Here is a 24,602-nt window from a genome sequence, read left to right on the forward strand (position 1 = left end):
CACTCATTGTTTTTTTTAGGGACGCACCGATGATGGACGCCGGGGATTGTTCCCGTCTAATCTAACTTGGCATTCGATTGATACCTGGATTAGATCAATGTTCGAACTGACGCAACTGCGCTGCTTCACCACCGTGGCCACCGAGCTGAATTTTCGCCGCGCCGCCGAACGCCTGAACATGACCCAGCCGCCCCTCAGCCGGCAGATCCAATTACTGGAGCATCACCTCGGCGTGGAGCTGTTTACCCGCACCACCCGCAGCGTCGCCCTCACCGCCGCCGGGCGCGCGTTTTTCATCGAGGCGCAGAACCTGCTGGAGCGCGCCCAGCAGGCAGCCGTGACCGCACGGCGCTTTGCCGAGGGCGATATCGGCACGGTGAATATCAGCTTCGTCGGCAGCGCGGTGTATGAGTTCTTGCCCAGGGTCATTGCCGAGGCACGGCTCAAGCAGCCCCAGGTCAGGATCGACCTCTCGGAGATGAACACCTACCAGCAATATGAAGCCCTGCGTGCGCGCCGCATCGACCTGGGCATCGTCCGCGCGCCCCTGCTGGAACCCGGTTATGCCACCGAATGCCTGGTGCGCGAGCCCTTTGTGCTGGCGGTGCCGAGCAGCCATCGACTGGCCAGCGCCGACAGCGTCAGCGTCCACGACCTCGACGCCCAGCCCTTCCTGATGTACGCCCATTCGGCCTACCCGCCGTTCAACGAACTGCTCACCGGGCTGCTGCGCTCGGCCCGTGTCGCCCCCGAATATGTGCAGTGGCTGGGCTCGTCCCTGACCATCCTGGCCCTGGTCAACGCCGGCATGGGGCTGGCGCTGGTACCGCGTTGCGCCAGCAGCGTGGTGTTCAAGAACGTGGTGTTTCGCGATATCGACCTGGGCGAAGGCGCCCAGAGTGAACTGCACCTGATCTGGCGCGAGAACAATGACAACCCGGCGTTCGCGATGTTGCTGGAGGGGATTCGCAGTGCGGTGCGTGACGGGTGGGCGGACTGACGACGCATGCCGACTCAGGTGCCCGCGGGTGATTGCGGCGTGTCGGGGTTGAGCTGCTGGCGCCTGAATTGCCCGGGTGGCTGGCCGTGTATCTGGCGAAAACGTCGGGAGAAATACGCCTCGTCGGCGAAACCGCACAACCTGGCCACCTCACCCACCGGTCGTGTGCCATTGAGCAAATAATTGCGCGCCGCGTGCATCCGGCGCTCAAGCACCAACTCCGTAAAGGTCTTGCCGATTTCCTTGCGCAACCAATGCGTCAGGTAGGTCGGTGACAGGTAAGTCGCCGCCGCCACCTTGATCAGGTTCAGATCGGGGTCTGCAATATTCTTGCGCAGGTATTCAGACATTCTGCCCAGTGCATCGCGCCGACTGAGTTCGGCGGCATTCTCTTCGGCCAAGTGCTTGAGCGGTTCGGCATACAACGCGCACACGCGTCCTACCAATTGCAGCAACAATCCCTTAAGCATCTCGCGAGTACCAAACTGGCGGTTTTCATCCAGGGCGCGCATCTGTTCGATCAAGCCACAGACGATGCCGAAGTCCTCATCGCCGAGGATGAAATCCAGATGTTCCTGGAAGCGGAACGGTGACAACTCGGGCGCCAGCAGGATCGAGACCTCTTCCAGATCCATCGGGTCGCACTGCAAATGCGGCAGCAGGAAGGTCTGGGAGAAATTGATCACAATGAAGTTGCTGTCTGCCGGATGGGGAATCACATGCACCCGATGCGGCAGGATGAAAGCCAGCGCATTGCGCGGAAACGGCCGTTCGGCATTGCCGATGTGCTGCACAGTGTCGCCACCCAGGTTGACCTGGATCTGGAAATACTCATGGCGGTGGGGGCTGGTTTCTGCGCGACGACCTTTTTTGTCGCGGATGTAAAAGTCGGTCAACTCGCTGCGTTGCTGCATGACGTAAGTGGGGACTCGACTGGGTGATGACATTGCCAGGCTCCTCGACAGGTACAGGATCGGGGTGATTGTGCAGGCGGACCGGCGCGGCTTCAACATGTCATCTGATGACAGCCGGGTGTGACGCATTATTTTCACCTGCGTTGGCGATTTTCTCTGTCCAAAAAAACCGTGCGCACCATAAAATAATTAATCCTTAAAAAACAATGAATTATCGAAAAAATACAGAGTTTTTAGCGGAACCGGTTGATGCGTTTTTTCTTGGACTCCTGCATTCAAGGCCTTTTCATAAAGAAAAAACGATCTAACGCACGCGTTGATTTTGGGATGTTGTACGACCACTGTAATCACCCATGCAGCCCGAACCTTCCAAAAACAATCAAAAGGTGCGCACCCCATGAACCTGCTTTTTTGCCATATCCCCCCTCCCCCGATCCGGCCCGTGCGAAGGCATCTCTGAGCGCCTGACAGCGGCTGTCCGCGCCTCCCATTAATGCAGCGATTGCTCTGCCCCGGTACTGGGGGCATCGGCTTCGGCTGCGCGCGAACTTCACGATTCACCTGACAATAAAAAGGTCTACCCATGTCGAACTCGCACCTCTCCCCGTCCACCGCGCCGTCGGTGAGTGCCGGCGTACGGGACGCCGTCCTGCCCCAGCGGCTGCCGACCCGGCGTCGCTGGTTCATGCTGTCGTTGCTGCTGATTGCAACCATCATCAATTACATCGACCGCGTGAACATCTCGATTGCGGCACCCTTCATGGCCAAGGACCTGGGCCTGGACAAGATCGAAATGGGCCTGATTTTCTCCGCGTTTGCCTGGACTTATGCCCTCGCCCTGGTGCCTGCAGGCTTTGTGGCCGACCGCTTCGGCTCCCGGCTCACCTACGGCGTGTCGCTGATCAGTTGGTCAACCGTGACCGTATGCCAGGGCTTCGCCACAGGGTTTGCATCGTTATTCGGCTTGCGCCTGGCCGTCGGTGCCATGGAAGCACCGGCGTTTCCGGCCAACAGCCGCGCAGTGACGGTGTGGTTCCCGGCCCGCGAACGCGGCATGGCCAGCAGCATCTATGTGTGCGGCCAGTACCTGGGCACGGCCCTGTTTACCGGCGTGCTGCTATGGCTGGCCACCACTTATGACTGGCGCCATGTGTTCTACAGCACAGGGTTGCTCGGCATCGTGTTCGGCGTGGCCTGGCTGTACCTGTACCGCGACCCGTTGAGCTGCAAGCGCGTCAGCCAGGAAGAATTGAAGTACATCGAAGGCGGCGGTGGACTGGTCAAGAGCAGCCAGGAGCGCACCCGCTTCAATTGGCGGCAGATCACCGAGCTGTTCGGCTACCGGCAGATATGGGCCATTTGCATCGGCAAGTTCGCCAGTACCTCGGCGCTGTACTTCTTCCTGACCTGGTTCCCGACGTACCTGATCGAAGAGCGCAAGCTGACCATGATCAAGGCCGGGATCTTCGCGGTGCTGCCGTTCGTGGGCGCTACCGTCGGCATTCTATTGGCCGGCATCGTCTCCGACTTGCTGATACGCCGTGGTTACTCAATGTCCTTCGCGCGCAAGTTGCCCCTGGTGGTCGGCTCGATGCTGGGCATGTCGATTGTGCTGGTCAATTTCACCGACTCGAACGTGATCTGCATCGCGGTACTGACCATTGCCTTCTTTGCCCAGGGCATCGCGTCGTCGTCGTGGGCCGCCGTATCGGAAGTGGCACCGAAAGAGCTGATCGGCCTGACCGGTGGGATCACCAGCCTGGCCGCCAATATCGGCGGGATCGTCACCCCGATCGTGATCGGCGGCATCGTTCACGCGACAGGCTCGTTTGCCTACGCGTTCTGGTTTATCGGCGGTGTCGCGCTGATTGGCACCTTGTCTTACTCGTTGTTGCTCGGCCGCTTGTACCGCATCGAACTCAAGGCGCGCTGAGTCAACAACATGTTTTTCTCCAACACCAGGCCGCAATCGTCCAACTTCACCCATGAATGCCGCCGTAGGCTGCGGCTTCCAACAGGACACTGATAAAAATGACCATGACCGAGTATGTGTTTACCCCCGATCTGCCCGTGACCTTGCCGGTTGCCGGCAGCCTGCAGCGCTTTCCCGTCGGCCGGGTATTTTGCGTCGGCCGCAACTACCCGTGGCCGGATTCCCAAGGCCAGTCCCGCCAGCCGCCGGTGTTCTTCATGAAGCCCGCGAGCAGCGTGGTGGACGCGACCGGTGAAGTGACGTTCCCGCCGTTGACCGAAGAGTTTGCCCACGAAATCGAATTGGTCGTGGCCATCGGTGAGGGTGGCGCTCATATTCCTGAGAGCCAGGCGCTGGCCTATGTGTGGGGCTATGCCGCCGGCCTGGACCTGACCCGCCGCGATGTGCAGCGCGCAGCCAAAAGCCAGGGCCTGCCCTGGGAAGGCGCCAAGGTGTTCGACGGCGCCGCGCCCATGACCGCCATTGTGCCGGTAACTCACGCCGGGCACCCGAGCGGCGAGTTGTGGCTCAACGTCAATGGCCAGGAGCGCCAGCGTGACAGCCTCGACAGCCAGATCTGGTCGGTCAGCGAGATCATCAGCCGGATCTCCCAGTCGGTATCGCTGCGGGCCGGTGACCTGATCATGACCGGCAGCCCGGCGGGCGTGGATGTGCTGCAACCGGGCGATCTCATCAACGCCGGGATCGACGGCATCGGCCAACTCGAAATGCGCGTTGGCCAGCGCGCTTGAACCCGGCACACCTACCCGTGAATGGAAAAAGGAGATAACACCATGTCGAATCTTTTGAAGGTGGCCCTGGTCACCGGCGCCGGCAGCGGAATCGGCCGCGCCGTGGCCCTGGGCTTGATGGCGGACGGTTTCACCCTGGTACTGGCCGGGCGCCGGCCGGAGCCGTTGCAGGCCTTGGCCGAGTTGGCGGCCAGCGAGGGCCACGAAGCCTTGGCCGTCCCCACTGATGTGCGCGACCCGGCCAGTGTCGACGCGCTGTTTGCAACCATTGCCGAGGTGTACGGACGTCTCGATGTGGTGTTCAACAACGCCGGGGTCAACGCCCCTGCCGTGCCGTTGGATGAACTGACGTTCGAGCAGTGGCGCAACGTGATCGATACCAACCTCAACGGGGTTTTCCTCTGCGCCCGTGGTGCCTTCGGGCAGATGCGCCGTCAACAGCCTCAGGGTGGACGCATCATCAATAACGGCTCGATTTCGGCGCATACCCCACGGCCTTTCAGCAGCGCCTACACCGCCAGCAAACATGCGGTGTTGGGGCTGACCAAATCCCTGGCCCTGGACGGGCGCGAATTCAACATTGCCTGCAGCCAGATCGACATCGGTAACGCCTTGACCGACATGTCGGTGCGCATGACCAAAGGCGTACGCCAGGCCAACGGCACCATCGCCGTGGAGCCGATGGTCGACGTCAAGCACGTGGCCGATGCCGTGCGCTACATCGCCGCGCTGCCCCTGGAAGCGAACGTCCTGAACATGACCGTCATGGCCAGCGCCATGCCGTTTGCCGGTCGCGGTTAAACCGGCCTTTTTATTCCGTGACACGAGGTTCCCAATGAAACCAGAAATCTTGCAGCTCAGCCCGATCCTGATCCCTGAAATCAACGCGCGGCTCGATGAGCTGTTTACCGTCAGACGTTACTTCCAGCAGGCCGACAAGCAGGCTTATTTACAGGAGCACGGGGCGAACATTCGCGGGGTGATCACCGGCGGGCATACCGGCATCAGCCAGGCGCTGATGGCGCAACTGCCGAGATTGGAAGTGGTGGCGGTCAATGGCGTGGGCACCGATGCGGTGGACCTGGCGTATGCCCGGGATCGCGGGATCCGCGTGACCGCAACGATCGGCGCGCTGACCGAGGACGTCGCCGACCTGGCCATCGGCTTGCTGATCGCCGTGTGCCGCGGGCTGTGCAGCAGTGATCGCTATGTGCGTTCGGGCCAGTGGCCACAGAGTCCGACACCGCTGGCGCCCTTGCCGTTGGCGCGCCAAGTGTCCGGCATGCGCATCGGCATCGTCGGCATGGGTCGGGTCGGGCGGGCAGTCGCCACCCGAGCGGCGGCCTTCGGTTGCCCGATCAGCTACACCGACCTGCAGCCTATGAGCGATGTGAGCCATACCTTCATCGCCGACCTGAAACAGTTGGCCAGCCAAAGCGACGCGCTGATCCTGGCCGCTGCCGCCGACCAGGCTGAAGCCATTATCAACGCTCAGGTGTTGCAGGCATTGGGCAAGGACGGCTACTTGATCAACGTGGCGCGCGGCAAGCTGGTCAACGAGGCGGACCTGGTAGCCGCGCTGGCCGCCGGTGAGATCGCGGGGGCGGCCCTGGACGTGTTTGTCGACGAGCCGAATGTTCCCGAGGCGCTCTTCGCCAATGAGCAAGTGGTGCTGCAACCCCACCGCGCCAGCGCGACGCTGCAAACCCGCACGCGCATGGGGGACATGGTGGTGGCGAGCCTGCTGGACAGTTTCGCCGGGAAAAAACCCCAGGGTTGTGTGACGGATTGAGCGTTTGATCGTTCCCACCTGCGCGTGGGAACGATCAAAGCCCCCTCACCACCGCCTCACGCCACCTTGAAACGATTGACCAACTGCTGCTGGTGCTCGGCCAGACGCGCCAATTCCTGGCTGGTGATTGCGGTTTGCTCGGCGCCGGCACTGACCTGGATGACCAGGTCGTTGATCTCGTTGACGTTACGGTTGATGTCTTCTGAAACCGCACTCTGCTCTTCGGCCGCCGAGGCGATCTGCAGGTTGCGATCACTGATACTGGCCACGCCTTCGGCGATCTCCAACAACAATTCACCCGCACGCTCGACCTTGCGCGCACCGTCCTGGGCCTTGCCCAAGGTCTCCTGCATGGACGAACTCGCCCGATCGGAACCACTTTGCAGGTTGCTGATCATCTGCCGAATATTCCCCGTGGACTCCTGGGTCTTTTGCGCAAGTACCCGCACCTCGGACGCCACCACGGCAAATCCGCGCCCATGATCCCCCGCCCGCGCCGCTTCGATGGCCGCGTTCAAGGCCAGCAGGTTGGTTTGCTCGGCAATGCCGCGAATGACGTCGAGCACGGAGGAGATCCCATCGCTTTCCTGCTTGAGTTCGCCAATGATCAGCGCGGTGTCCTCGGCCTGCCCGGAGAGCTGGCGGATCAGGGTGATGGTGCCTTCGATCTCGGTGCGCCCTTGGGTGGTGCTGGTATTGACCCGCTGCGACAGCTGCGCCGCATCGTTGGTGCTGTGGGCCACCTCGCGCACGGTGGCGCTCATCTGGTTGATCGCCGTGGCCACCAGCTCGGTGCTTTGGCGCTGTTGCTCGACGCTCTGGCTGGTCTGCATCGTCACCGTGGAAGACTCCTCCGCCGCCGTTGCAACCTGTGCGGTGGCGTTGCCGATTTCCTGCACCACGCCACTGATCTCTTGCGCCATGCGGTTGAGGTTGCGCGAGATCTGACCGAATTCGTCTTTGCTGTCATAAGTCGCCCGCGCGGTGAGATCGCGCTGTGCCAGGTCATTGAGCACGCGGTTGAGGTCGCGCACCGCCGAATCGATCATGCGGATGATCAGCCAGGACAACACCGCCACCGCCAGCAGGGACACGATCACCGCGCCAACGGTCAGCCACAGGGCGCGGCGGGCGTCATCCCGCTCGTGCATCGCCAGGCTGCTGACACTTTGGCCCAGGGCTTCCTCCACTTGGCTCATCAGGTCAATGCGTTGGGTAGAGGTTTCAAACCAGGCTTCGGGTTTGATCCCCAGCGCCTGCCCCATCGGCACCTCAAACGCCAGGCGCTGCAACTTGGCGACTTCGACGGCGGCAGGTTGCTGCATTTGCGTATCGAACTGCGCCAGCGAGGCCGCGGGTGCCTTGCGCCGGAATGCATCGTAATAGGCGCCGAACTCGCCCAGGTTACGGCTGAAGCGCGACAACAGCGCTTCATCGAAATGCCCCTGGGCGAAGACCAGGCCCAACACCACGCGCTCGCGCCCGGCCCGCTCCTTCATTTCGATAAATTGATTCAAGGCGCCCAGGGCGTAGACGATGGTCGCGTTGTTGACGCTCGCTTCCAGGGAATGGGTGTAACCGGTCAGCACTTGAATGATCTCGGTATAACGCGCGCCGGATTCGGTGCTGTTGATGCTCAGTTTATCGACCTGCCCACGCATCGCCGGCAACTGGTCCAGGGCCCGCAGGACGTTGTCCAGGTTCGCACCGCCGGAGGTGGACAAACCGCGCACCACCTCGACGGCCGCGCTGGAATCCCTGCGCATCTGCACCATCCGCTCGCCCATGGACTTGCCGCCACTGCCGAGGAACACGCCACTGGCACCACGCTCACGCTGCAAGGTGGTAATCAACTGGCTCAACTTCTGGGCGGTGGCGCTGGCCATCACCGTGGTGTTCATGTCGCGCAGCGTTTTGTAATTGTCCACCACAAACACGCCGGCCAGGGTCAGGAACCCGAGCATGGGCAGCAGCAGAATCAACAACAGTTTCAGACGCAGCGGAGCGTTCTTAAGCATTTCCCTAAAGCCTCATGTCCATGGGTCAGACTGGCGCCTGTCACGCCAAGATAGTGGCGCCATAATATCACCCATGAAAACAGCGCTACCGCTCTCGGACGGCCATCTGGAGCCAATAGGGGGTTGTACTGACCCAGATCAATAAACCCTCACAAACCAATCGGCTGCTGGTCCCCGTGTTGATCAACCACCTTGATTGACTGACTCAATCCTCTCGAATACTTGCCTGATCCTCCGAATATTCGGTTTTTTCGTAGATGGCCCTTGTGCCCTGATCTAGAGTTCGACAATGGGCGCCCATCGCCTTTCTTATAAGAAACACGCCATCCCGACCGATGATCAGCAGGTGAGCCAGCCATGGAATTACGCATCAACCAAAAAACCTATCAGGTCGACGCCGACGCGGACACGCCGCTGCTGTGGGTGATCCGCGATGACCTCGGGCTGACCGGCACCAAGTACGGCTGCGGCCTGGCCCAATGCGGCGCCTGCTCGGTGCTGGTGGACGGCAATGTCGTGCGCTCGTGCGTCACGCCGGTGGCCGGGGTGGTCGGGCGTGAGATCACCACCATCGAGGCCATCGAAGCCGATGCAGTCGGCAAGCGGGTGGTCAGTGCCTGGGTCGAACATCAGGTGGCGCAATGCGGTTACTGCCAGTCCGGGCAGGTGGTGGCAGCCACCGCGCTGCTCAAGCACACCCCCGCGCCGACCACTGCGCAAATCGACGCGGCCATGGTCAACCTGTGCCGCTGCGGCACCTACAACGCCATCCATGCCGCCATGCATGACCTGGCCGCCGGGAAGGAGAGCGCCTGATGAACACGCCTGACGTCATCCCCGGCCTCTCCCTGGGCGAGCCGATCAACCTGTCGCGTCGACGCTTCCTGGCCAGCACGGCCGTGGGTGCGCTGGTCATCGGTTTTGGCCTGCCGCTGGGCTCGGCCCGAGTCCAGGCCGCTGCCGCCACAGAACGCGGCACCCAGGTACCGGCATTCCTGGAGATTCGCCCGGACGGTACGGTGCGCCTGCTCAGCCCCTTTATGGAAGGCGGCCAAGGTACCCACACCGCCATGGCGCAGATCGTCGGCGAAGAGCTGGATGCCGACCCCGCCACCTTTATCGTCGAAGCCGCGCCACCCGGTGAGGCCTACGTGGTGATGGAGAACGGCATGCGCATCACCGGCGGCAGCATGTCTGTGCGCATGAGCTACCCGGTCATGCGCCGCCTGGGCGCCCTCGCCCGCGCCATGCTGTTGCAGGCCGGTGCCGAGCAGCTTGGTGTGCCGGTGGCCCAACTGACCACCCAGCCCGGCCGCGTGGTGCACGCCGCCTCCGGGCGCTCCCTGGGCTACGGCGAGTTGGCCGGCCGTGCCCTGGACATGCCGGTGCCCGACCCGGCCGGCATCACCCTGCGCGACCCGAGCCAGTTCCGCTGGATCGGCAAACCGGTCAAGCGCCTGGATGCCTACGACAAATCCACCGGCAAGGCGCAATACAGCATCGACATCAAGGTCGACGGCATGCTCCACGCCGCCGTGCAGCACGCGCCGCGCCTGGGCATGACCGTGGGCAGCCTGCGCAACCAATCCCAGGTCGAAGCCATGAAAGGCGTGCACTCGGTGCATGTGCTGCCCGGCGCGGTGGCCGTGGTGGCCGAACGCTGGTGGCATGCCAAGCGTGCGGTGGAGGCAATTCAGGTCGACTGGCAGGAACCGACGGCCGACTCAAAGGTGCGCGGCATGCCCGCTGATTTTTCCAGCGACGGCTTTCGCGATTTCCTTGCGGCCCAACAAGGCCCGGCGCGTGACGACGAGAACGAAGGCGATGTGGCCGGCGCGTTGAAGAACGCCAAGACCCAGGTCGAAGCCACCTACCACAACCAGTACCTCAACCATGGGCAACTGGAGCCACCGTCAGCCCTGGCGCGCTTCAACCCCGACGGTTCGCTGGAGATCTGGCTGCCCAACCAGGCACCCGATCTGTTCCGCGCCGACATCGCCAAGCGCGCCGGGCTCGACCCTGCGCAGGTGACCCTGCATTCGCCGCTGCTGGGCGGTTTTTTCGGCCGACACTTCCTGTATGACTCGGCCAGCCCCTACCCCCAGGCGATTGCATTGGCCAAGGCGGTGGGCCGTCCGGTCAAGCTGATCTGGAGCCGTGAGGAAGAGTTCCTGCGCGACGTGTTGCGCCCGGTGGCGGTGGTCAAGTTCCGCGCCGCGCTGGACGCCGACGGCCTGCCGGTGGCGATCGAAGCGGTGAGCGCCACCGAAGGCCCTACCGAGGCCATCGCCGGCAAGCAGGGCGAAAAACTCGACCCCACCGCCCTTGAAGGGTTGTCGGGCAAGAGCTACGCCATCCCCAACAAACGCATCGCGCAGATCTACGTCAAGGGCCCGGCCATGCTCGGCTACTGGCGTTCGGTGGGCAATTCGCTGAATGACTTCTTCTACGAAGCGTTCCTTGATGAGCTGGCGGACAAAGGCAGTCGCGATCCCTATGAGCTGCGCCTGCACCTGCTGCGTGACAACCCACGGCTGACCACCCTGCTCAAGGCCGTGGGCGAGTTGTCCGGTGGCTGGAAGCGTGGCCCCTACACCGCCGAAGACGGCACCCGGCGCGCACGCGGCGTGGCCATGGCCTCGCCGTTCGGCTCCCACGCGGCAGTGATCGCCGAAGTGTCGATTGAAAACGGCCAGGTCAAGGTGCACCACATCTGGGAAGCCATCGACCCCGGCAGCATCGTCAACCCGGCGATTGTGCAAGCTCAGGTCAATGGCGCGGTGGCCCTGGGGCTCTCGCAAACCTTGCTGGAAGAAGCGGTGTACGTGGACGGCAAGCCACGGGCGCGCAATTACGACCTCTACCCGATCCTGCCGCCCTCACGGATGGCGCAGGTGCACGTGAAGATTGTCGAGAGTGGCGAGAAGATGGGCGGCATCGGCGAACCGCCGCTGCCCGCCGTGGCACCGGCCGTGGCCAATGCGGTCGCGCAATTGACGGGGCAGCGAATTCGCAGCCTGCCACTAAGCCGATACACCTTCAGCTGACTCACAGGGAACGCCCATGAACAACCGTCGATTCGTAAGAACCGCAGGCTGGCTGGCGCTGCCCTGCCTGCTCGCGGCAGCCCTGCTGGCCTGGTATGTCACCCGCCAGCCCGCGTCACCGTTCGAACAGGAACAGGCCACCCGCTTCGACCCGGCACAGGTCAGTCGTGGCGAGTATGTCGCTCGCCTCAGCGACTGCGTGGCCTGCCACAGCCTGGCGGGTAAGGCGCCGTTTGCCGGCGGCCTGGAAATGGCCACGCCCCTGGGCGCCATTCACGCCACCAACATTACTCCGGACCGCACCCACGGCATCGGCACCTACAGCCTCGCCGACTTCGACCGCGCGGTGCGCCACGGCGTGGCACCGGGCGGCCGCCGGCTCTACCCGGCGATGCCCTACCCGTCTTACGTCAAGCTCAGCGACGACGATATCCGCGCGATGTATGCGTTCTTCATGCAAGGCGTACAACCGGCCAACGAACCCAATATCCCCAGCGATATTCCCTGGCCGCTCAATCTGCGCTGGCCCATCGCCTTGTGGAACGGCCTCTTCGCGCCGACCGCCACTTACGCGGCCAAACCCAACCAGGACGCGCTATGGAACCGTGGCGCCTACATCGTCCAGGGCCCTGGCCACTGCGGCAGCTGCCACACGCCGCGCGGCCTGGCCTTCAACGAAAAAGCCCTGGACGAGTCCGGCAAGCCGTTCCTCGCCGGCGCCCTGCTCGACGGCTGGTACGCACCAAGCCTGCGCCAGGACCCGAACACCGGCCTGGGGCGCTGGAGCGAGGCGCAGATCGTGCAATTCCTCAAGACCGGGCGCAACGCCCATGCGGTGGTCTATGGCTCGATGACCGAAGCCTTCAACAACTCCACGCAGTTCATGGAAGACGCCGACCTGGCCGCCATCGCCCGTTACCTCAAGTCACTGCCCGGCGACCCACAGCGTGACGGCACGCCCTGGCAGTACGTAGCTGCCGATACACGCCAGGACGTCCCCGGTGCCCACACCTACGCGACCCGCTGCGCCTCCTGCCATGGCCCGGACGGCAAGGGCCAGCCCGAATGGATGCCGCCCCTGGCCGGCGCCACCTCGGCATTGGCCAGGGAAAGTGCCTCGGCGATCAACATCACCCTCAACGGCTCACAGCGGGTAGTGGCCGCCGGCGTACCGGACGCCTACCGCATGCCGGCGTTTCGTGAGCAACTGTCCGATGAGGAAATCGCCCAGGTGCTGACCTACGTGCGCAGCACCTGGGGTAACCACGCAGAGGCGGTCGACGCCACGGCAGTCGGCAAGCTGCGCGGGCATACCGACCCGGCCAGCAGCAGTCCGATTATTTTGCATATGCGTTAAAAGTCGCGGTCCTGATCTTTTCCCCGGCGTGGTCAGTGAAATGAGCATGCCGGGGAATAAGGGTTGATGTGAACAAACTTAGTATTGATCCGGCCCCGCGAACGTTGATCTGTCCGATTACTCACCGGTTCAAGCTCGCCTCTTCCGACAATCAAAACAGAATCCTTCTACGTAACGGATTAACCATTACGCACGGAAATATGTTGGCAACCTCAGCAAGATCGAGACCCAACTGACCGAGCGGAACATGGCAAATTCACACTACCGCTATTTATGGCTGGCCATCTTCCTGACTGACGGTTCCTTCAACCGCTTTTTCATACATATAAAGTATGCATAATGAAGACGTTCAGGATTCAATACGATGAGGCAAAAAACATCGCCAATCAGCAGAAGCACAAGGGCATAAGCCTGGCGGAGGCAGAGCCGGTGTTCAACGATGAGATCGCCCTGACGATACAAGACCACGATCACGATGAAGAGCGCTGGGTGACCATGGGCACTGACGCGAGGGGACGAATTTTGGTAGTGACATACACTTACCGCGATCCGAATTTCGTACGCGTTATCAGCGCCAGGCTCGCATCAAAAAATGAACGGCGCCGTTATCTGGAGGCTTGAACAATGAAAGACGAATACGATTTCACCCACAGCAAACGCGGTGCTGTCGCCAGCAACAAAGGCAAGACCCGCATCACCATCATGCTTGACGATGCGGTTATCGATGCCGCCCGTGAACGCGCAGAAAGCGCCGGTACGGGCTATCAAACCGTGATCAACAATCTGTTGCGTCAGGCGTTGATTTCGCAACAAGCACACAATCTGGCGCCCGCCCCAAAGAAGCGGGCTAAAACCCTGCAAGTTATCAACAATGGCATTAGCCTCTCTGAAGTTGAAGCACTGGAACAACAACTCATCGCTGTCGCTGGCGAGTTGAATCGCGTGCTGGGCACAGCCAAACCGGCCGATTGACCAAGGTTTTCTGCGACCTACCCCAACTCCCGCTTGAGTGGCTAACGGTCCAGCGCCCCATCCCAGCGGGCAATGAACAGGATGGCCACGCCGTTGCCGATCACATTGATCAGTGCGCCGCCTTCGGAGATAAACCGGTAGACGCCCAGTACCAGCACCAGACCTGCTGCCGGTATCACATAGATCGAGCCGAGGGTGCGGCCCGCCCCCCGAACTAATTTGAACGAACCCCCACGTTTATCCATCAACACTGAAGGACCTATCAGACACGAGAACGGCTTGTGTCGCTCCTACGCGAGCTACGAACCCGGCGGCCTTGATCAGGCCCCTGCACTCTTCGCTCGCACATGACGACCTTGGGGTGAAGGCCATGGCTGCGAACATGCGTGAAGCGTCGAAACAAACCGACTGGGAAGCAGAGCTGGCCAGGAACACCGAGCTGTTCTACGAGGCCGACCGCCTGGAAACACAGGCCTACGCCATCATAGGCAGCAGCCTGGCCGATGCCGGTGACTGGCTGCGCTTTACCGAAGCAAAACAGATAGCCGATGCAAAGCGCACCGAGGCGTATCAGGACCTGATGCGGATTCGGCGCGGCATGGAGGCTGCGCGCTCCGACTGAGGCCGCTCGGGGCGCTGCGGCAAGACAAAAAAACCACTCGTTCGAGTGGCTTTTCTGGATTTTCACAGCGCCTCAGGAAGAAAAAACCTCCGCGCGCTGCCGTGTTGTCTTTTTGTACCGGAGCGGCTGCTGCCAGGCCAACTGCGCCTGGACCTGCGCTACGGCCTCCAACACCCGCTGCGCCCAGTTTTCGTCTTGAGGGTCCACCACTACCACGCGAAAACCATGGTCATGGCCTTCACTGCGCACGCCTTCGGAGTCATCCACATGCAGGTCGATGTCGAAGGCCGGGGGGAATTTCGAGGGCGCGTTCGACAGCCCGCGCGCCGTCAGGGCATGGTTATGCAGCACGCTGTTGACCACGCCGTCGACGCGGATGCCGTAGAGCATCAGCCAGCGGCGGATATAGGACGGCGTGCGACCGGAAGAGGTGTAGACCCAGATGCTGCAGCCCTGGCGACGTAGCTCACGGGTCAGGGAACGCGTGCCGATCCGCAAGGGCTCACCCAGCCAACGGTGCACGCAGGCCGGCAGCCGGCTCGGCTCGACGTCGCAGTGGTGCAGCTGGCAGGCCAGGGTGTCGTCGATATCGAAGGAAATGCGGATGCGCGGACGCTGCTGCATCGGCAGGATGCGCTGGAGGGCCCGCCCTGCCCTGGCGAATACCGGAGAACCGCTCATCAATGGCCCCCTTGAGAAACGGGCTGGCTCGGGTCCTTGAGAAAAAACTTGTGCGGATCCGGCGCCTGTTCTTCCAGGAAGGCGGCGTATTTTTTCTTGATCTTGGGCAATTCGTACAACGCCTTGACTCCATGTTTGGCTGAGTTGCGGATCACCGACGAAGGGTTGAAGTAGCCCTCGGCGTTCTCCAGCGTCAGCACGAACGGCGGCAGGCCTGCACGCATCAGCAAATAGCTGACGATCAGCGAACCGCTGCGGTTGTTGCCTTCAATGAACAGCTGCGGCTTGCTGAGGATGCGTACATACACCCCGGCGGCGCGCTTCCAGACTGATTCACTGCGGTACGCGCAGTACCAGTTGTACAAGTCCTTGATGCCACCTTCGACATTGTTGAAGAAGTGTTCTTCGGTCGCCGCCAGGTGGTGGGCATATTCCAGGCGCCGTGCCGGGTCGCTGCCACAGAGCACGGTGGCGTTGATCTCCAGCATCAGGTCCAGCTGCTGCAGGTCGAACAGGTCGACGCCCCGCGCCACATAGTCGTCAATCAGCGCGTAGCCTTCAAGCACGTTGTGCAGCACTTCGTCGGTCAACGGATCGCGCGGCTCAGTAAAGTCCCGGCTGAGCTCGGCAAAGCGCTGTTGCACCTCACGCAGTGCGCGTTCAATCGCGGGTAAATCAAGGCGTCGTGTTGCAGGCATCGGCATTCCCATAAGCAGTGGAAAATACGGGAGCATCCCAGCTCCCGCAGGGGCATCAGCTGAACTTGCCGCTGATGTAGTCCCCGGTCATTTGTTCACGCGGGTTCTCGAAGATCTGCGCCGTCGGGCCCATCTCCACCAGGTAGCCGGTGCGCGTGCCCTGGGAAATATCCACCGAGAAAAACGCCGTGGTGTCGGCCACGCGGATGGCCTGCTGCATGTTGTGGGTCACCAGGGCGATGGTGTAGTCCTTCTTCAGCTCGACCATCAGTTCCTCGACCCGGCGCGTGGCGATCGGGTCCAGCGCCGAGCACGGCTCGTCGAGCAACAGCACTTCCGGCTCGGTAGCGATGGCGCGGGCGATGCACAGGCGTTGCTGCTGGCCACCGGACAGCGACAGGCCGCTGACCTTGAGCTTGTCCTTGACCTCATCCCACAGCGCGGCGCCTTGCAGGGCGTGCTTGACGCGGTCGCCCAGGTCGCCTTTGTAGCGGTTCAGGCGCAGGCCGAAGGCGACGTTGTCGAAGATGCTCATCGAGAACGGGTTCGGCTGCTGGAACACCATGCCGATGTAGCGGCGCACGACCACCGGGTCCACGCCCTTGCCGTAGACGTCCTGGCCGAGGAAGTGCACATGGCCCTCGAAACGGAAGCCCTTGACCAGGTCGTTCATGCGGTTGAGGCTACGCAGCACGGTACTTTTACCGCAGCCGGAAGGGCCGATGAAGCCGGTGATCTTGTTCTTTTCGATCGGCACATGGCTGTCACGCACGGCCATGAAGTTGCCGTAGAAGATCTTGTCCAGCTTGCAGTCCATGACCACAGGCGCCTGGGTGACAAACGGAGCGGCTATTTGCGCAGTTGATACGTTCAAGATTCAGATGCTCCCGTTTTCAATACTTTGGCTTGCCGAAGATACGGCTCACGATATTCACGACCAGCACGATCATTACCAGTACCAGCGACGCCGCCCATGCGAGTTCAAGCTGGTTGTCGAAGGGCATGCCGGAGAAGTTGTAGATCAGCACAGCCAGGGAGGCCGTCGGGTTCATCACCGCCAGGCTGCCGTCGTGGTAGATCCAGTAGTTGCTGAACAGCGCGGTAAACAACAGCGGCGCGGTTTCGCCGGCGGCGCGGGCCACGGCAAGCATCACGCCGGTGAGGATTGCCGGCAGGCCGGTGGGCAGGACGATTTTCCAGATCACCTGGGAGCGGGTGCAGCCCATGCCGTAGGCGGCGTCCTTCATGATCTTGGGCACCATGCGCATCGACTCTTCAGCCGTCAGCACCACGATCGGCAGCATCAGCACCGCCAGTGCCACGCCACCGGCCGGGGCCGAGTAGGTGCCGGTGGTCATCACCACCAGGGCGTAGGCAAACACACCGGCCAGAATCGACGGCAGGCCGGTGAGCATCTTCGCGGCAAAACGCGCGGCGTTCGCCAGCTTGCTGTCCGGGCCCAGTTCGGCGAGGAAGATCGCCGCCATGATGCCGACCGGCACGGCGATGGCAGCGGCAATGCCGACCATCACGAAGGTACCGGCCATCGCGTTGCCGAAACCGCCGCCGGTCTCGAAACCGGTGGGCGGCAGCTCGGTGAACACTTCAAGGCTCAGGCGCGCACCGCCGCGGGTGATGAGCATGTAGAGCACGGAAATCAGCGGTACGCTGGCCAGCAGCGCGCCCGCCCAGACCAGGGTGGTCAACACCAGGCTGCGCAGGGCACGGCCTTCGAACCGGCGTTGCAGACTGGGCATTGCGCCTGCGGGGGACGTCAGGTCGGTTGCAGCAGTGAGATCAGTCATCACTTATTACCCCGTTGGGCGTACATCATGATCATGGAGCCGAAGATGTTCACGATCAGCGTGATCAACATCAGCACCAGTGCGGCGTACATCAATACTTCGATCTCGTTCGGCCCGGCTTCGGGGAAGTTCAGCGCCAGCAAGGCTGCCAGGGTGTTGGCCGGGGCGAACAACGACAGCGAGATGTTGTTGGCGTTGCCCACCAGCATGGCCAGGGCCATGGTTTCACCGAGTGCGCGGCCCAGGCCCAGCACCAGGGAACCGAAGATGCCGGTGGCGGCGGACGGCACCATCACCTTGAGAATCGCTTCCCAGTGGGTGGTCCCCATGCCGTAGGCGGCTTGCTTGGTTTTCATCGGCACGGCGGTGAGCGCATCCTGCGACACGGCGGCGATGGTCGGCAGAATCATGATGGCCAGTACCAGCGCCGCCGGGAGCAACCCCGGGCCGCTCAGGGACGTGCCGAAAAAGGGGATCCAGCCAAGTTCAGTGTTCAACCATGCGGTCAACGGCCGGATCGCCGGGATGACCACGTAAATGCCCCACAGGCCGTAAACGACGCTGGGGATGGCCGCGAGCAGTTCGACGATGGTACGAAACACCGCCGCCAGCTTCGCCGGCAAAAAATCCTGGGTGAGGAAAATCGCCATGCTGACGCCGAAAACACCTGCGATCAGCAACGCGATAAAGGCACTGTAGAGCGTGCCCCAGATAGCCGGCAGGATGCCGTACTTGCCTTGGTTGACATCCCAGACGCTGCCCAGCAGCACGTCAAACCCGTGCTTTTCCATGCCTGGAAGGGCCTTGCGCCCGACTTCGAACACCAGGGCAAACACCAACGCCAGCACCAGAACCACGCCTATTCGTGCAAGCGCACGGAAGGTGCGATCAACCAGGAAATCCTTCGCAGAAGGTGGCTGGCAGGCAGAATCCGGGTTACCGGGTACGACAAACGGTGTGTTCATTGGCTGATTCCGGAACAGGGGGGTAACCCTCCCGGCCGGGCTGACAGCGCCCGCCGAGAGAGGCCTCACAAGCGTTACTGGATGTTGGCGGACGCTTTACGGACCTGATCGACCACCGACTTCGGCAGCGGGATATAGCCCATCGAATCGGCGATTTTCTGCCCTTCGGTCAGGCTGTACTCGACCATTTCACGCATGGCCTTGGCCTTGGCCGGGTTGCCGTTGTCCTTGCGGAAGATCATCCAGGTGTAGGACGTGATCGGGTAGGACTTGGCGCCGTCCGGGTCCGGCAGCCAGGCCACCAGGCTTTCCGGCATTTTCACCGCGGCCAGGGCTTCGGCACCGCTTTCGGCGTTAGGTACCACGTACTTGCCGGCCTTGTTCTGCAGCTGGGCAAAGTCAACCTTGGCCAGCTTGGCGAAGCCGTATTCGATGTAGCCAATCGCGCCTGGGGTCTGGCGTACGGTGGCGGTCACACCATCGTTCTTAGGCGACTTGATGAATTTGTCGCTGGCTGGCCAGTTGACGGTGTTGCCTTCACCCAAGTCCTTCTGGAACTGCGGGTTGATGGCCGCCAAGTGCTTGGTGAATACGGCAGTGGTGCCGCTGGAGTCTGCACGCACGACTACTGTGATCGGCATGTCCGGCAGTTTCAGGCCAGGGTTGGCGGCGACGATCTGTGGATCGTTCCACTTGGTGATCTTGCCCAGGAAGATGTTGGAGTACACATCCCGTGGCAACTTCAGCTCTTTAGGATTGCCCGGCAGGTTGAACGCCAGGACGATTTCGCCTGCGGTCATCGGCAGCAGCTGCACGCCTTCGGCAACCTTGGCAATGTCTTCGTCCTTCATGGCCGAGTCACTGGCGGCGAAGTCCACGGTTTTGTTCAGGAAGTCCTGTACACCCGCGCCACTGCCTTTGGACTGGTAGTCAACCGTGACGCCTTCGGTCTTCTTGCTGAAATCCTTGAACCAGGTGAGGTAGATCGGCGCTGGGAAACTGGCGCCAGAACCTGTCAGACGGACGTTCTCGGCAGCAAATACCGAGGTGGCACTTAGAGAAACCGCAACGGCGAGTGCAGCTGACTTCATCAGACGTTTCATTCAGGGAAATCCTTGTGATTACGGGCTCCCGGAACTTTGCAGCAGCTTTGTTACGCTTTTATGAAAATTGGGTGGCAAACCGCTATTTCGTCCGGTCTTTCCGCCCCAGCCACACATTTCGATGTAATTGGTTGGTAACAAAATGCGACTAAGACTTTGCCATCTCCCCCCACGACGCGAGTGCCTCCCATGTCTGCAGTAGACGACGCCTTGATCCAGCGCATCCACCGAGAGCTGCTGGATCACAGTGACGAAGAGCTGGAACTGGAATTGTCCGAAGACGGGCACGACCTCAACGCGCTGTTCGACGAGCACGTCGAGGAAAGCCCCGAGAAGGCCGCGCGCAGGATTTACTTCAGCGAACTGTTCCGCCTGCAAGGCGAACTGGTGAAGCTGCAAAGCTGGGTGGTCAAGACCGGCGCCAAAGTGGTGATCCTGTTCGAGGGTCGCGATGCCGCCGGCAAAGGCGGTGTGATCAAGCGCATTACCCAGCGCCTCAACCCACGGGTCTGCCGCGTCGCCGCCCTGCCCGCCCCCAACGACCGCGAACAGACGCAGTGGTATTTCCAGCGGTATGTCTCGCACCTGCCGGCCGCCGGTGAAATCGTGCTGTTCGACCGCAGCTGGTACAACCGCGCCGGCGTCGAACAAGTCATGGGCTTTTGCAACGAAGACCAGTACGAGGAATTCTTCCGCACCGTGCCGGAGTTCGAACGCATGCTCGCCCGCTCCGGCATCCAGTTGATCAAATACTGGTTTTCCATTTCCGACCAGGAACAGCACCTGCGCTTTCTCAGCCGCATTCACGATCCGCTCAAACAGTGGAAACTCAGCCCCATGGACCTGGAGTCGCGCCGGCGCTGGGAGGCGTACACCAAGGCCAAGGAAGTCATGCTCGAGCGCACCCACATCGCCGAAGCGCCATGGTGGGTGGTGCAGGCCGACGACAAAAAGAAAGCCCGCCTCAACTGCATCCACCACCTGCTCGGGCAGATGCCTTATGAGGAAGTGGAACTGCCGGTGATCGAGCTGCCGCAACGGGTCCGCCAGGAGGACTACTCGCGCAATCCGACGCCGGTGGACATCATCGTGCCTCAGGTCTATTAACGCAGGACGCAATAGATTCCCCAGGGGTAGTTAAGAGCGAACACCGTACCTGTGGTGAGCGGGCTTGCCCCGCGCTGGGCTGCGTAGCAGCCCCAATAAGAACGTCGCAGTGTGCCAGACAGTTCCGGGGCTGTGTTTTGGGGCTGCTGCGCAGCCCAGCGCGGGGCAAGCCCGCTCACTACGAGGGTCCATTCGCCATAACGTTTGCACTTACGACGCCGGCTCCACATTCTTGAACACCAGCCCTTGGCTATCATCGTGCCGCAGGTCTATTAACGCAGGACGCAATAGATTCCCCAGGGGTAGTTAAGAGCGAACACCGTACCTGTGGTGAGCGGGCTTGCCCCGCGCTGGGCTGCACAGCAGCCCCAATAAGAACGTCGCAGTGTGCCAGACAGTTCCGGGGCTGTGTTTTGGGGCTGCTACGCAGTCCAGCGCGGGGCAAGCCCGCTCACTACGAGGGTCCATTCGCCATAACGTTTGCGCTTACGGCGCCGGCTCCACATTCTTGAACACCAGCCCTTGGCTATCGCTGACCTGCCATGGGTTGGCAGCGCCGGTCTGGCTGAAAACCACGTGGTCGAAGCGTGAGTCTTTCAGTCCATCGATACGCGCCTTGGCCGCGCCGCGAAAGCGCACGCGCTCGAACACCAGGCCCTGATGGTAGGCGTTGTGCGCTGCATCACCCTTGACTTCGATCGCAGCCCCTTGGGCATTCTCGACGCTCACGTCGCTGACGCGGATATCCTTGAACTGCCCCGCGATGGTTGAGCGCTGATAGTCGAGCTTGGCGTTCGGGTCGTTGTAGTCGAGGGTAAAAATGAACGCTTGCTTGACGGTGTTGCGGATCGCCGAGTCGCGGAATGTGACGTTGCGCGCGCCGCCGCCCATGAAGTTGGTGCTCTTCATGCGCAACCCGGCATCAGTGCCGTCCGACACGTTGTCTTCGGCCAGGATGTTCTGGATCCAGGCGCCGGTGTGGCTGCCGGCGACCACCATGCCATGGCCCTTGCGGAAGTAATTGTTGAAGATCCACGCGTCTTCCTGCGGCGGCTGGTGTACGGCATCGGCACCGGTGCCGGCCGCGAAGTTCACGCAGTCATCGCCGGTGTCGAAGAAGTTGTTGAACACCATCGCACCCTTGCTGTTGGCGAACTCGATGCCGTCGCCGTTGTTGGCGTCGTAGGTCGTGTGGGTGGTGTTGGCCAGCACCACGTTTTCGGTCTCCAGGTTCATGATGCCGTGGAATGCCGGGTTCACCACGGTGAAGCCGCCGTAGAAGACGTTCTTCACATTGCGCAGGGTAATCAGCGAGGAGCGCATCTGCCCGTAGGCATCCTTGACGTTCATGCCGCGCGCCACGGCCTGTTCCACCTGCGCCTTGGCGAGGATGCCGTCCTGGGCGTAGCGGGTATTGTCGCTGGGCAGGTAGAACGGCAGTGCCTGACCACGCTCGTCGACGACATCGGCGTTGCGCTTCCAGCCATTGCCGTCGAGGGTGCCCTTGCCGACGATGCGGATGTTTTCGAATGACTGATGCTGGCGTGGATCGCGGGGCAACGCGTTGATCAGCGAGGCCGGGCGCACGGTGGTGGAATACGGGTACTGAATGTAGCCGGCCAGCGGGTAATCTTCGGCGCGCTCGGAGCCGAGCAAGGTCGCGCCTTCGGCGATCTCCAGGGTCATGTTGCTCTTGAGGTAGAGCGCGCCGCTTTTGTAGGTGCCTTCAGGCAGCAAGACTTTGCAACCGACGGTGCAGGCATCGATGGCGTTCTGGATCGCCTGGGTATCGAGGTGACTGCCGTCGCCTTTGGCGCCGTATTTTTTCACGTCAAATACCGCCGCAACCGGGGTGGTGCGTTGCAGCACTGGAGCGCTGTCGGCGGATTCCTTGCCGTTACCGTCCACCGAACGCACGGTGAAACGGTACGCCGTGTCGGGCTTCAAGCCTTGGGCAGTAAAGCTGTGAATGCCGATGCGATGGTGGAAGTTGGCGGTGTCTTGCCGATAAAACTGGTCGATGTAGGGTTTGGCCGGTGACACCTGGTCATTGTTGGCATTCGCGCTGCCCAGCAGCGTGCCGTTGGCGTAGACCCGGTAATCCTTGATGCCGGCATGCTCGGCAGGCTTTTCCCACACCAGGATGATTTGCCGGTCATCAAAGGCCAGCGTCGGTACCTGCAGTTTTGACGGGGCTTGCAGCGCCCATGACAGCGGGCTGCATCCAAGCGCCACGAGGGCCAGCGCGCAACGCACCGAGGTTTTTTTCAGGGGTTGATACGGCATGTTGTTCTCCTTGTTTTTGCCGGTATTCACACCGAGGGGCTACCTCTGCCGCCCGGATTCTTCGAGGTATTGGCTGCGATTGACGAAGGTCTCGCGGGGCATTTCGCGTACATCCATGGACAGCGCATCGACCTGCGGCAGCAGTTCAATCAGGGCGCCCAGCGTCGCCGAAGCCAGGCTGCGTTGCTGTTCGGCAGTGCGCCCGGCGAACAGGTACAGGGCGACGTGCACGAAGTCATCTTGAGTGCTGCCACAGCGGTAATGGGTGAAGCCGTTGAGCCGCACCTTGATGTCGCCGGGCTTGAATACGCCGAAGCTGTCGAGGGCATCGTGTACGGTGGCCAGCAGGGTGTGTTCGCCGATGCGCTGGGCCAGGGCCGCCGGGCAATCGATGATGCAGTGGGGCATGGTCAAACCTCAGGTTGATGAAAGGACAGCGGCGCCACACAGGGCGCCGCAGACTGACAGCTTACTGGGCGCCCAGCGCCTTGATCAGCACGTCCAACTGCTCCACTTCTTCAGGCAGCAAGTCGGTCAACGGCGCGCGCACCGGGCCGGCGTCGTGACCGACCAGGCGTGCGCCGGCCTTGACGATGCTCACGCCATAGCCTTCGCAGCGGTTGCGGATCGCCAGGTACGGCAGGAAGAAATCATCGATCAAGCGGCCCACGGTGGCGTGGTCGTCGGCGGCCACGGCGCGGTAGAAATCCATCGCGGTTTTCGGGATGAAGTTGAACACCGCCGAGGAATACACCGGCACGCCCAGGGCCTTGTAGGCCGCGGCATAGACTTCGGCGGTCGGCAGCCCGCCGAGGTAGGTCAGGCGATCGCCGAGGCGACGACGGATCGACACCATGGATTCGACTTCACCGATGCCGTCCTTGAAACCGATCAGGTTCGGGCAGCGCTCGGCCAGCTGCTCGAGGCTGTCGGCATTGAGACGGCACAGGTTGCGGTTGTACACCACCACGCCGAAATCCACCGAATTGCACACCTGCTCAACGTGGGCCACCAGGCCTTTCTGGCTGGCTTCGGTGAGGTAGTGAGGCATCAGCAGAATACCGGCGGCACCGAGGCGCTCGGCCTCCTGGGCGTAGGCGATGGCCTGACGAGTCGGGCCCCCTGCCCCGGCGAGGATGGGCACCTGGCCTTTGCAGGTGTCCACTGCAGTCTTGATGATCTGCGTGTATTCCTTGGCTTCCAGGGAGAAGAATTCCCCGGTGCCCCCGGCCGCGAACAACGCGCTGGCGCCGTAGGGTGCCAGCCATTCCAGGCGGCGGGCATAGGTGTCGGCACGGAAGTCACCGGCCGCGTCAAAGTCGGTAACCGGGAAAGAGAGCAAGCCGGAAGACAGGACTGTTTTTAGTTCTTGTGGCGTCATGTTCGCAAACCTCAAATCAAAAAAATAAAGGGATACCTTAAGAGGTAAGTCATCGTACAACTACAAATGATTGTTAGCTAGCCCTAAGTGTCTTAGTTCGCACCTTTAAGATTTAATTCAACAAAAACAG

General features: G+C 61.8%; 24 protein-coding genes. 12 read left to right on the top strand and 12 right to left on the bottom strand.

Annotation, left to right across the window (positions count from 1 at the left end):
* Positions 1-97 precede the first annotated feature (97 nt).
* Complete coding sequence (locus BM416_RS12890; protein ID WP_092488300.1) at positions 98-1,000, top strand: LysR family transcriptional regulator; 903 nt, start codon at positions 98-100, stop codon at positions 998-1,000.
* 14 nt (positions 1,001-1,014) lie between these two features.
* On the opposite strand, the gene BM416_RS12895 is transcribed toward BM416_RS12890, so the two are convergent.
* A complete protein-coding gene (locus BM416_RS12895) occupies positions 1,015-1,947 on the bottom strand; it encodes a helix-turn-helix transcriptional regulator (protein WP_092488301.1) in 933 nt (310 codons plus the stop codon).
* Positions 1,948-2,497: 550 nt separating this feature from the next.
* Between BM416_RS12895 and BM416_RS12900 the strand changes: the two genes are divergently transcribed.
* From BM416_RS12900 to BM416_RS12915, 4 genes are all read left to right on the top strand, one after another.
* Positions 2,498-3,847: an MFS transporter gene (locus tag BM416_RS12900; protein WP_092488302.1), complete on the top strand. Its 1,350-nt coding sequence runs from the start codon at positions 2,498-2,500 to the stop codon at positions 3,845-3,847.
* 98 nt (positions 3,848-3,945) lie between these two features.
* Complete coding sequence (locus BM416_RS12905; RefSeq protein ID WP_092488303.1) at positions 3,946-4,638, top strand: fumarylacetoacetate hydrolase family protein; 693 nt, start codon at positions 3,946-3,948, stop codon at positions 4,636-4,638.
* A 42-nt stretch (positions 4,639-4,680) separates the two neighbouring features.
* Entirely contained in the window at positions 4,681-5,439 is a 759-nt protein-coding gene (locus BM416_RS12910) for an SDR family oxidoreductase (protein ID WP_092488304.1), read from the top strand.
* A gap of 34 nt (positions 5,440-5,473) precedes the next feature.
* Positions 5,474-6,430, top strand: coding sequence for a 2-hydroxyacid dehydrogenase (locus tag BM416_RS12915; RefSeq protein WP_092488305.1), 957 nt, complete (start codon positions 5,474-5,476; stop codon positions 6,428-6,430).
* A 56-nt stretch (positions 6,431-6,486) separates the two neighbouring features.
* Here BM416_RS12915 and BM416_RS12920 read toward each other — a convergent pair whose 3' ends face one another.
* A complete protein-coding gene (locus BM416_RS12920; protein ID WP_092488306.1) occupies positions 6,487-8,448 on the bottom strand; it encodes a methyl-accepting chemotaxis protein in 1,962 nt (653 codons plus the stop codon).
* Positions 8,449-8,805: 357 nt separating this feature from the next.
* On the opposite strand from BM416_RS12920, the gene BM416_RS12925 reads away from it, so the two are divergent.
* The 5 genes from BM416_RS12925 to BM416_RS12945 all read left to right on the top strand — a co-directional run bounded on the left by BM416_RS12925 (position 8,806) and on the right by BM416_RS12945 (position 13,824).
* Positions 8,806-9,264: a (2Fe-2S)-binding protein gene (locus BM416_RS12925; RefSeq protein WP_092488307.1), complete on the top strand. Its 459-nt coding sequence runs from the start codon at positions 8,806-8,808 to the stop codon at positions 9,262-9,264.
* Positions 9,264-11,495, top strand: a complete 2,232-nt coding sequence (locus BM416_RS12930) for a xanthine dehydrogenase family protein molybdopterin-binding subunit (protein ID WP_092488308.1) — start codon at positions 9,264-9,266, stop codon at positions 11,493-11,495. The genes BM416_RS12925 and BM416_RS12930 overlap by 1 nt, the downstream gene beginning before the upstream one ends.
* 16 nt (positions 11,496-11,511) lie before the next feature.
* Positions 11,512-12,852, top strand: coding sequence for a c-type cytochrome (locus BM416_RS12935; RefSeq protein ID WP_092488309.1), 1,341 nt, complete (start codon positions 11,512-11,514; stop codon positions 12,850-12,852).
* Positions 12,853-13,191: 339 nt separating this feature from the next.
* Positions 13,192-13,473, top strand: coding sequence for a BrnT family toxin (locus BM416_RS12940; protein ID WP_027603524.1), 282 nt, complete (start codon positions 13,192-13,194; stop codon positions 13,471-13,473).
* Positions 13,474-13,476: 3 nt separating this feature from the next.
* Positions 13,477-13,824: a BrnA antitoxin family protein gene (locus BM416_RS12945; protein WP_027603523.1), complete on the top strand. Its 348-nt coding sequence runs from the start codon at positions 13,477-13,479 to the stop codon at positions 13,822-13,824.
* A gap of 41 nt (positions 13,825-13,865) precedes the next feature.
* Here the strand turns inward: BM416_RS12945 and BM416_RS12950 are convergent, their stop codons facing one another.
* Complete coding sequence (locus BM416_RS12950; protein WP_092488310.1) at positions 13,866-14,069, bottom strand: hypothetical protein; 204 nt, start codon at positions 14,067-14,069, stop codon at positions 13,866-13,868.
* 125 nt (positions 14,070-14,194) lie between these two features.
* On the opposite strand from BM416_RS12950, the gene BM416_RS12955 reads away from it, so the two are divergent.
* Complete coding sequence (locus BM416_RS12955) at positions 14,195-14,446, top strand: hypothetical protein (protein WP_092488438.1); 252 nt, start codon at positions 14,195-14,197, stop codon at positions 14,444-14,446.
* A 72-nt stretch (positions 14,447-14,518) separates the two neighbouring features.
* Here BM416_RS12955 and BM416_RS12960 read toward each other — a convergent pair whose 3' ends face one another.
* The 6 genes from BM416_RS12960 to pstS form a co-directional block, all read right to left on the bottom strand.
* A complete protein-coding gene (locus tag BM416_RS12960; RefSeq protein ID WP_027603521.1) occupies positions 14,519-15,070 on the bottom strand; it encodes a hypothetical protein in 552 nt (183 codons plus the stop codon).
* Between the two features lie 56 nt (positions 15,071-15,126).
* The gene (locus tag BM416_RS12965; protein WP_092488311.1) at positions 15,127-15,825 is read right to left on the bottom strand and encodes a hypothetical protein; all 699 of its coding nucleotides are present in this window, start codon (positions 15,823-15,825) and stop codon (positions 15,127-15,129) included.
* Between the two features lie 55 nt (positions 15,826-15,880).
* Positions 15,881-16,642, bottom strand: a complete 762-nt coding sequence (gene pstB, locus BM416_RS12970; RefSeq protein WP_010210300.1) for a phosphate ABC transporter ATP-binding protein PstB — start codon at positions 16,640-16,642, stop codon at positions 15,881-15,883.
* Between the two features lie 76 nt (positions 16,643-16,718).
* On the bottom strand, positions 16,719-17,630 hold the full coding sequence (gene pstA / locus BM416_RS12975; protein WP_027603518.1) for a phosphate ABC transporter permease PstA: 912 nt from the start codon (positions 17,628-17,630) through the stop codon (positions 16,719-16,721).
* Positions 17,630-18,595, bottom strand: coding sequence for a phosphate ABC transporter permease subunit PstC (gene pstC, locus BM416_RS12980; RefSeq protein ID WP_027603517.1), 966 nt, complete (start codon positions 18,593-18,595; stop codon positions 17,630-17,632). The genes pstA and pstC overlap by 1 nt, the downstream gene beginning before the upstream one ends.
* A 74-nt stretch (positions 18,596-18,669) precedes the next feature.
* A complete protein-coding gene (pstS, locus tag BM416_RS12985; RefSeq protein ID WP_027603516.1) occupies positions 18,670-19,698 on the bottom strand; it encodes a phosphate ABC transporter substrate-binding protein PstS in 1,029 nt (342 codons plus the stop codon).
* Between the two features lie 189 nt (positions 19,699-19,887).
* Between pstS and ppk2 the strand changes: the two genes are divergently transcribed.
* On the top strand, positions 19,888-20,805 hold the full coding sequence (gene ppk2 / locus BM416_RS12990) for a polyphosphate kinase 2 (RefSeq protein ID WP_065939673.1): 918 nt from the start codon (positions 19,888-19,890) through the stop codon (positions 20,803-20,805).
* 486 nt (positions 20,806-21,291) lie between these two features.
* Here the strand turns inward: ppk2 and BM416_RS12995 are convergent, their stop codons facing one another.
* From BM416_RS12995 to kdgD, 3 genes are all read right to left on the bottom strand, one after another.
* Positions 21,292-23,091 (bottom strand): glycosyl hydrolase family 28 protein, encoded by a 1,800-nt coding sequence (locus BM416_RS12995; RefSeq protein ID WP_092488312.1) that lies wholly within the window; start codon positions 23,089-23,091, stop codon positions 21,292-21,294.
* Positions 23,092-23,130: 39 nt separating this feature from the next.
* On the bottom strand, positions 23,131-23,499 hold the full coding sequence (locus BM416_RS13000; RefSeq protein ID WP_092488313.1) for a 5-carboxymethyl-2-hydroxymuconate Delta-isomerase: 369 nt from the start codon (positions 23,497-23,499) through the stop codon (positions 23,131-23,133).
* A gap of 61 nt (positions 23,500-23,560) precedes the next feature.
* Positions 23,561-24,472: a 5-dehydro-4-deoxyglucarate dehydratase gene (gene kdgD / locus BM416_RS13005; protein WP_046035395.1), complete on the bottom strand. Its 912-nt coding sequence runs from the start codon at positions 24,470-24,472 to the stop codon at positions 23,561-23,563.
* Positions 24,473-24,602: the final 130 nt, after the last annotated feature.

Source organism: Pseudomonas sp. NFACC42-2, assembly GCF_900116055.1.
Taxonomy (GTDB): Bacteria; Pseudomonadota; Gammaproteobacteria; order Pseudomonadales; family Pseudomonadaceae; genus Aquipseudomonas; species Aquipseudomonas marginalis.

Bases quoted from the DNA above. Each gene is read 5' to 3' on its own strand.
- BM416_RS12930 (WP_092488308.1), top strand. From the start codon at position 9,264: ATGAACACGCCTGACGTCATCCCCGGCCTCTCCCTGGGCGAGCCGATC.
- BM416_RS12895 (WP_092488301.1), bottom strand. From the start codon at position 1,947: ATGTCATCACCCAGTCGAGTCCCCACTTACGTCATGCAGCAACGCAGC.
- BM416_RS12925 (WP_092488307.1), top strand. From the start codon at position 8,806: ATGGAATTACGCATCAACCAAAAAACCTATCAGGTCGACGCCGACGCG.
- BM416_RS12955 (WP_092488438.1), top strand. From the start codon at position 14,195: ATGGCTGCGAACATGCGTGAAGCGTCGAAACAAACCGACTGGGAAGCA.
- BM416_RS12900 (WP_092488302.1), top strand. From the start codon at position 2,498: ATGTCGAACTCGCACCTCTCCCCGTCCACCGCGCCGTCGGTGAGTGCC.
- BM416_RS12945 (WP_027603523.1), top strand. From the start codon at position 13,477: ATGAAAGACGAATACGATTTCACCCACAGCAAACGCGGTGCTGTCGCC.
- BM416_RS12950 (WP_092488310.1), bottom strand. From the start codon at position 14,069: ATGGATAAACGTGGGGGTTCGTTCAAATTAGTTCGGGGGGCGGGCCGC.
- BM416_RS12935 (WP_092488309.1), top strand. From the start codon at position 11,512: ATGAACAACCGTCGATTCGTAAGAACCGCAGGCTGGCTGGCGCTGCCC.
- ppk2 (WP_065939673.1), top strand. From the start codon at position 19,888: ATGTCTGCAGTAGACGACGCCTTGATCCAGCGCATCCACCGAGAGCTG.
- BM416_RS12905 (WP_092488303.1), top strand. From the start codon at position 3,946: ATGACCATGACCGAGTATGTGTTTACCCCCGATCTGCCCGTGACCTTG.
- BM416_RS12920 (WP_092488306.1), bottom strand. From the start codon at position 8,448: ATGCTTAAGAACGCTCCGCTGCGTCTGAAACTGTTGTTGATTCTGCTG.
- kdgD (WP_046035395.1), bottom strand. From the start codon at position 24,472: ATGACGCCACAAGAACTAAAAACAGTCCTGTCTTCCGGCTTGCTCTCT.
- BM416_RS12915 (WP_092488305.1), top strand. From the start codon at position 5,474: ATGAAACCAGAAATCTTGCAGCTCAGCCCGATCCTGATCCCTGAAATC.
- BM416_RS12960 (WP_027603521.1), bottom strand. From the start codon at position 15,070: ATGCAGCAGCGTCCGCGCATCCGCATTTCCTTCGATATCGACGACACC.
- pstS (WP_027603516.1), bottom strand. From the start codon at position 19,698: ATGAAACGTCTGATGAAGTCAGCTGCACTCGCCGTTGCGGTTTCTCTA.
- BM416_RS12890 (WP_092488300.1), top strand. From the start codon at position 98: ATGTTCGAACTGACGCAACTGCGCTGCTTCACCACCGTGGCCACCGAG.
- BM416_RS12965 (WP_092488311.1), bottom strand. From the start codon at position 15,825: ATGCCTGCAACACGACGCCTTGATTTACCCGCGATTGAACGCGCACTG.
- pstC (WP_027603517.1), bottom strand. From the start codon at position 18,595: ATGAACACACCGTTTGTCGTACCCGGTAACCCGGATTCTGCCTGCCAG.
- BM416_RS12910 (WP_092488304.1), top strand. From the start codon at position 4,681: ATGTCGAATCTTTTGAAGGTGGCCCTGGTCACCGGCGCCGGCAGCGGA.
- BM416_RS13000 (WP_092488313.1), bottom strand. From the start codon at position 23,499: ATGCCCCACTGCATCATCGATTGCCCGGCGGCCCTGGCCCAGCGCATC.
- BM416_RS12995 (WP_092488312.1), bottom strand. From the start codon at position 23,091: ATGCCGTATCAACCCCTGAAAAAAACCTCGGTGCGTTGCGCGCTGGCC.
- pstA (WP_027603518.1), bottom strand. From the start codon at position 17,630: ATGACTGATCTCACTGCTGCAACCGACCTGACGTCCCCCGCAGGCGCA.
- BM416_RS12940 (WP_027603524.1), top strand. From the start codon at position 13,192: ATGAAGACGTTCAGGATTCAATACGATGAGGCAAAAAACATCGCCAAT.
- pstB (WP_010210300.1), bottom strand. From the start codon at position 16,642: ATGGACTGCAAGCTGGACAAGATCTTCTACGGCAACTTCATGGCCGTG.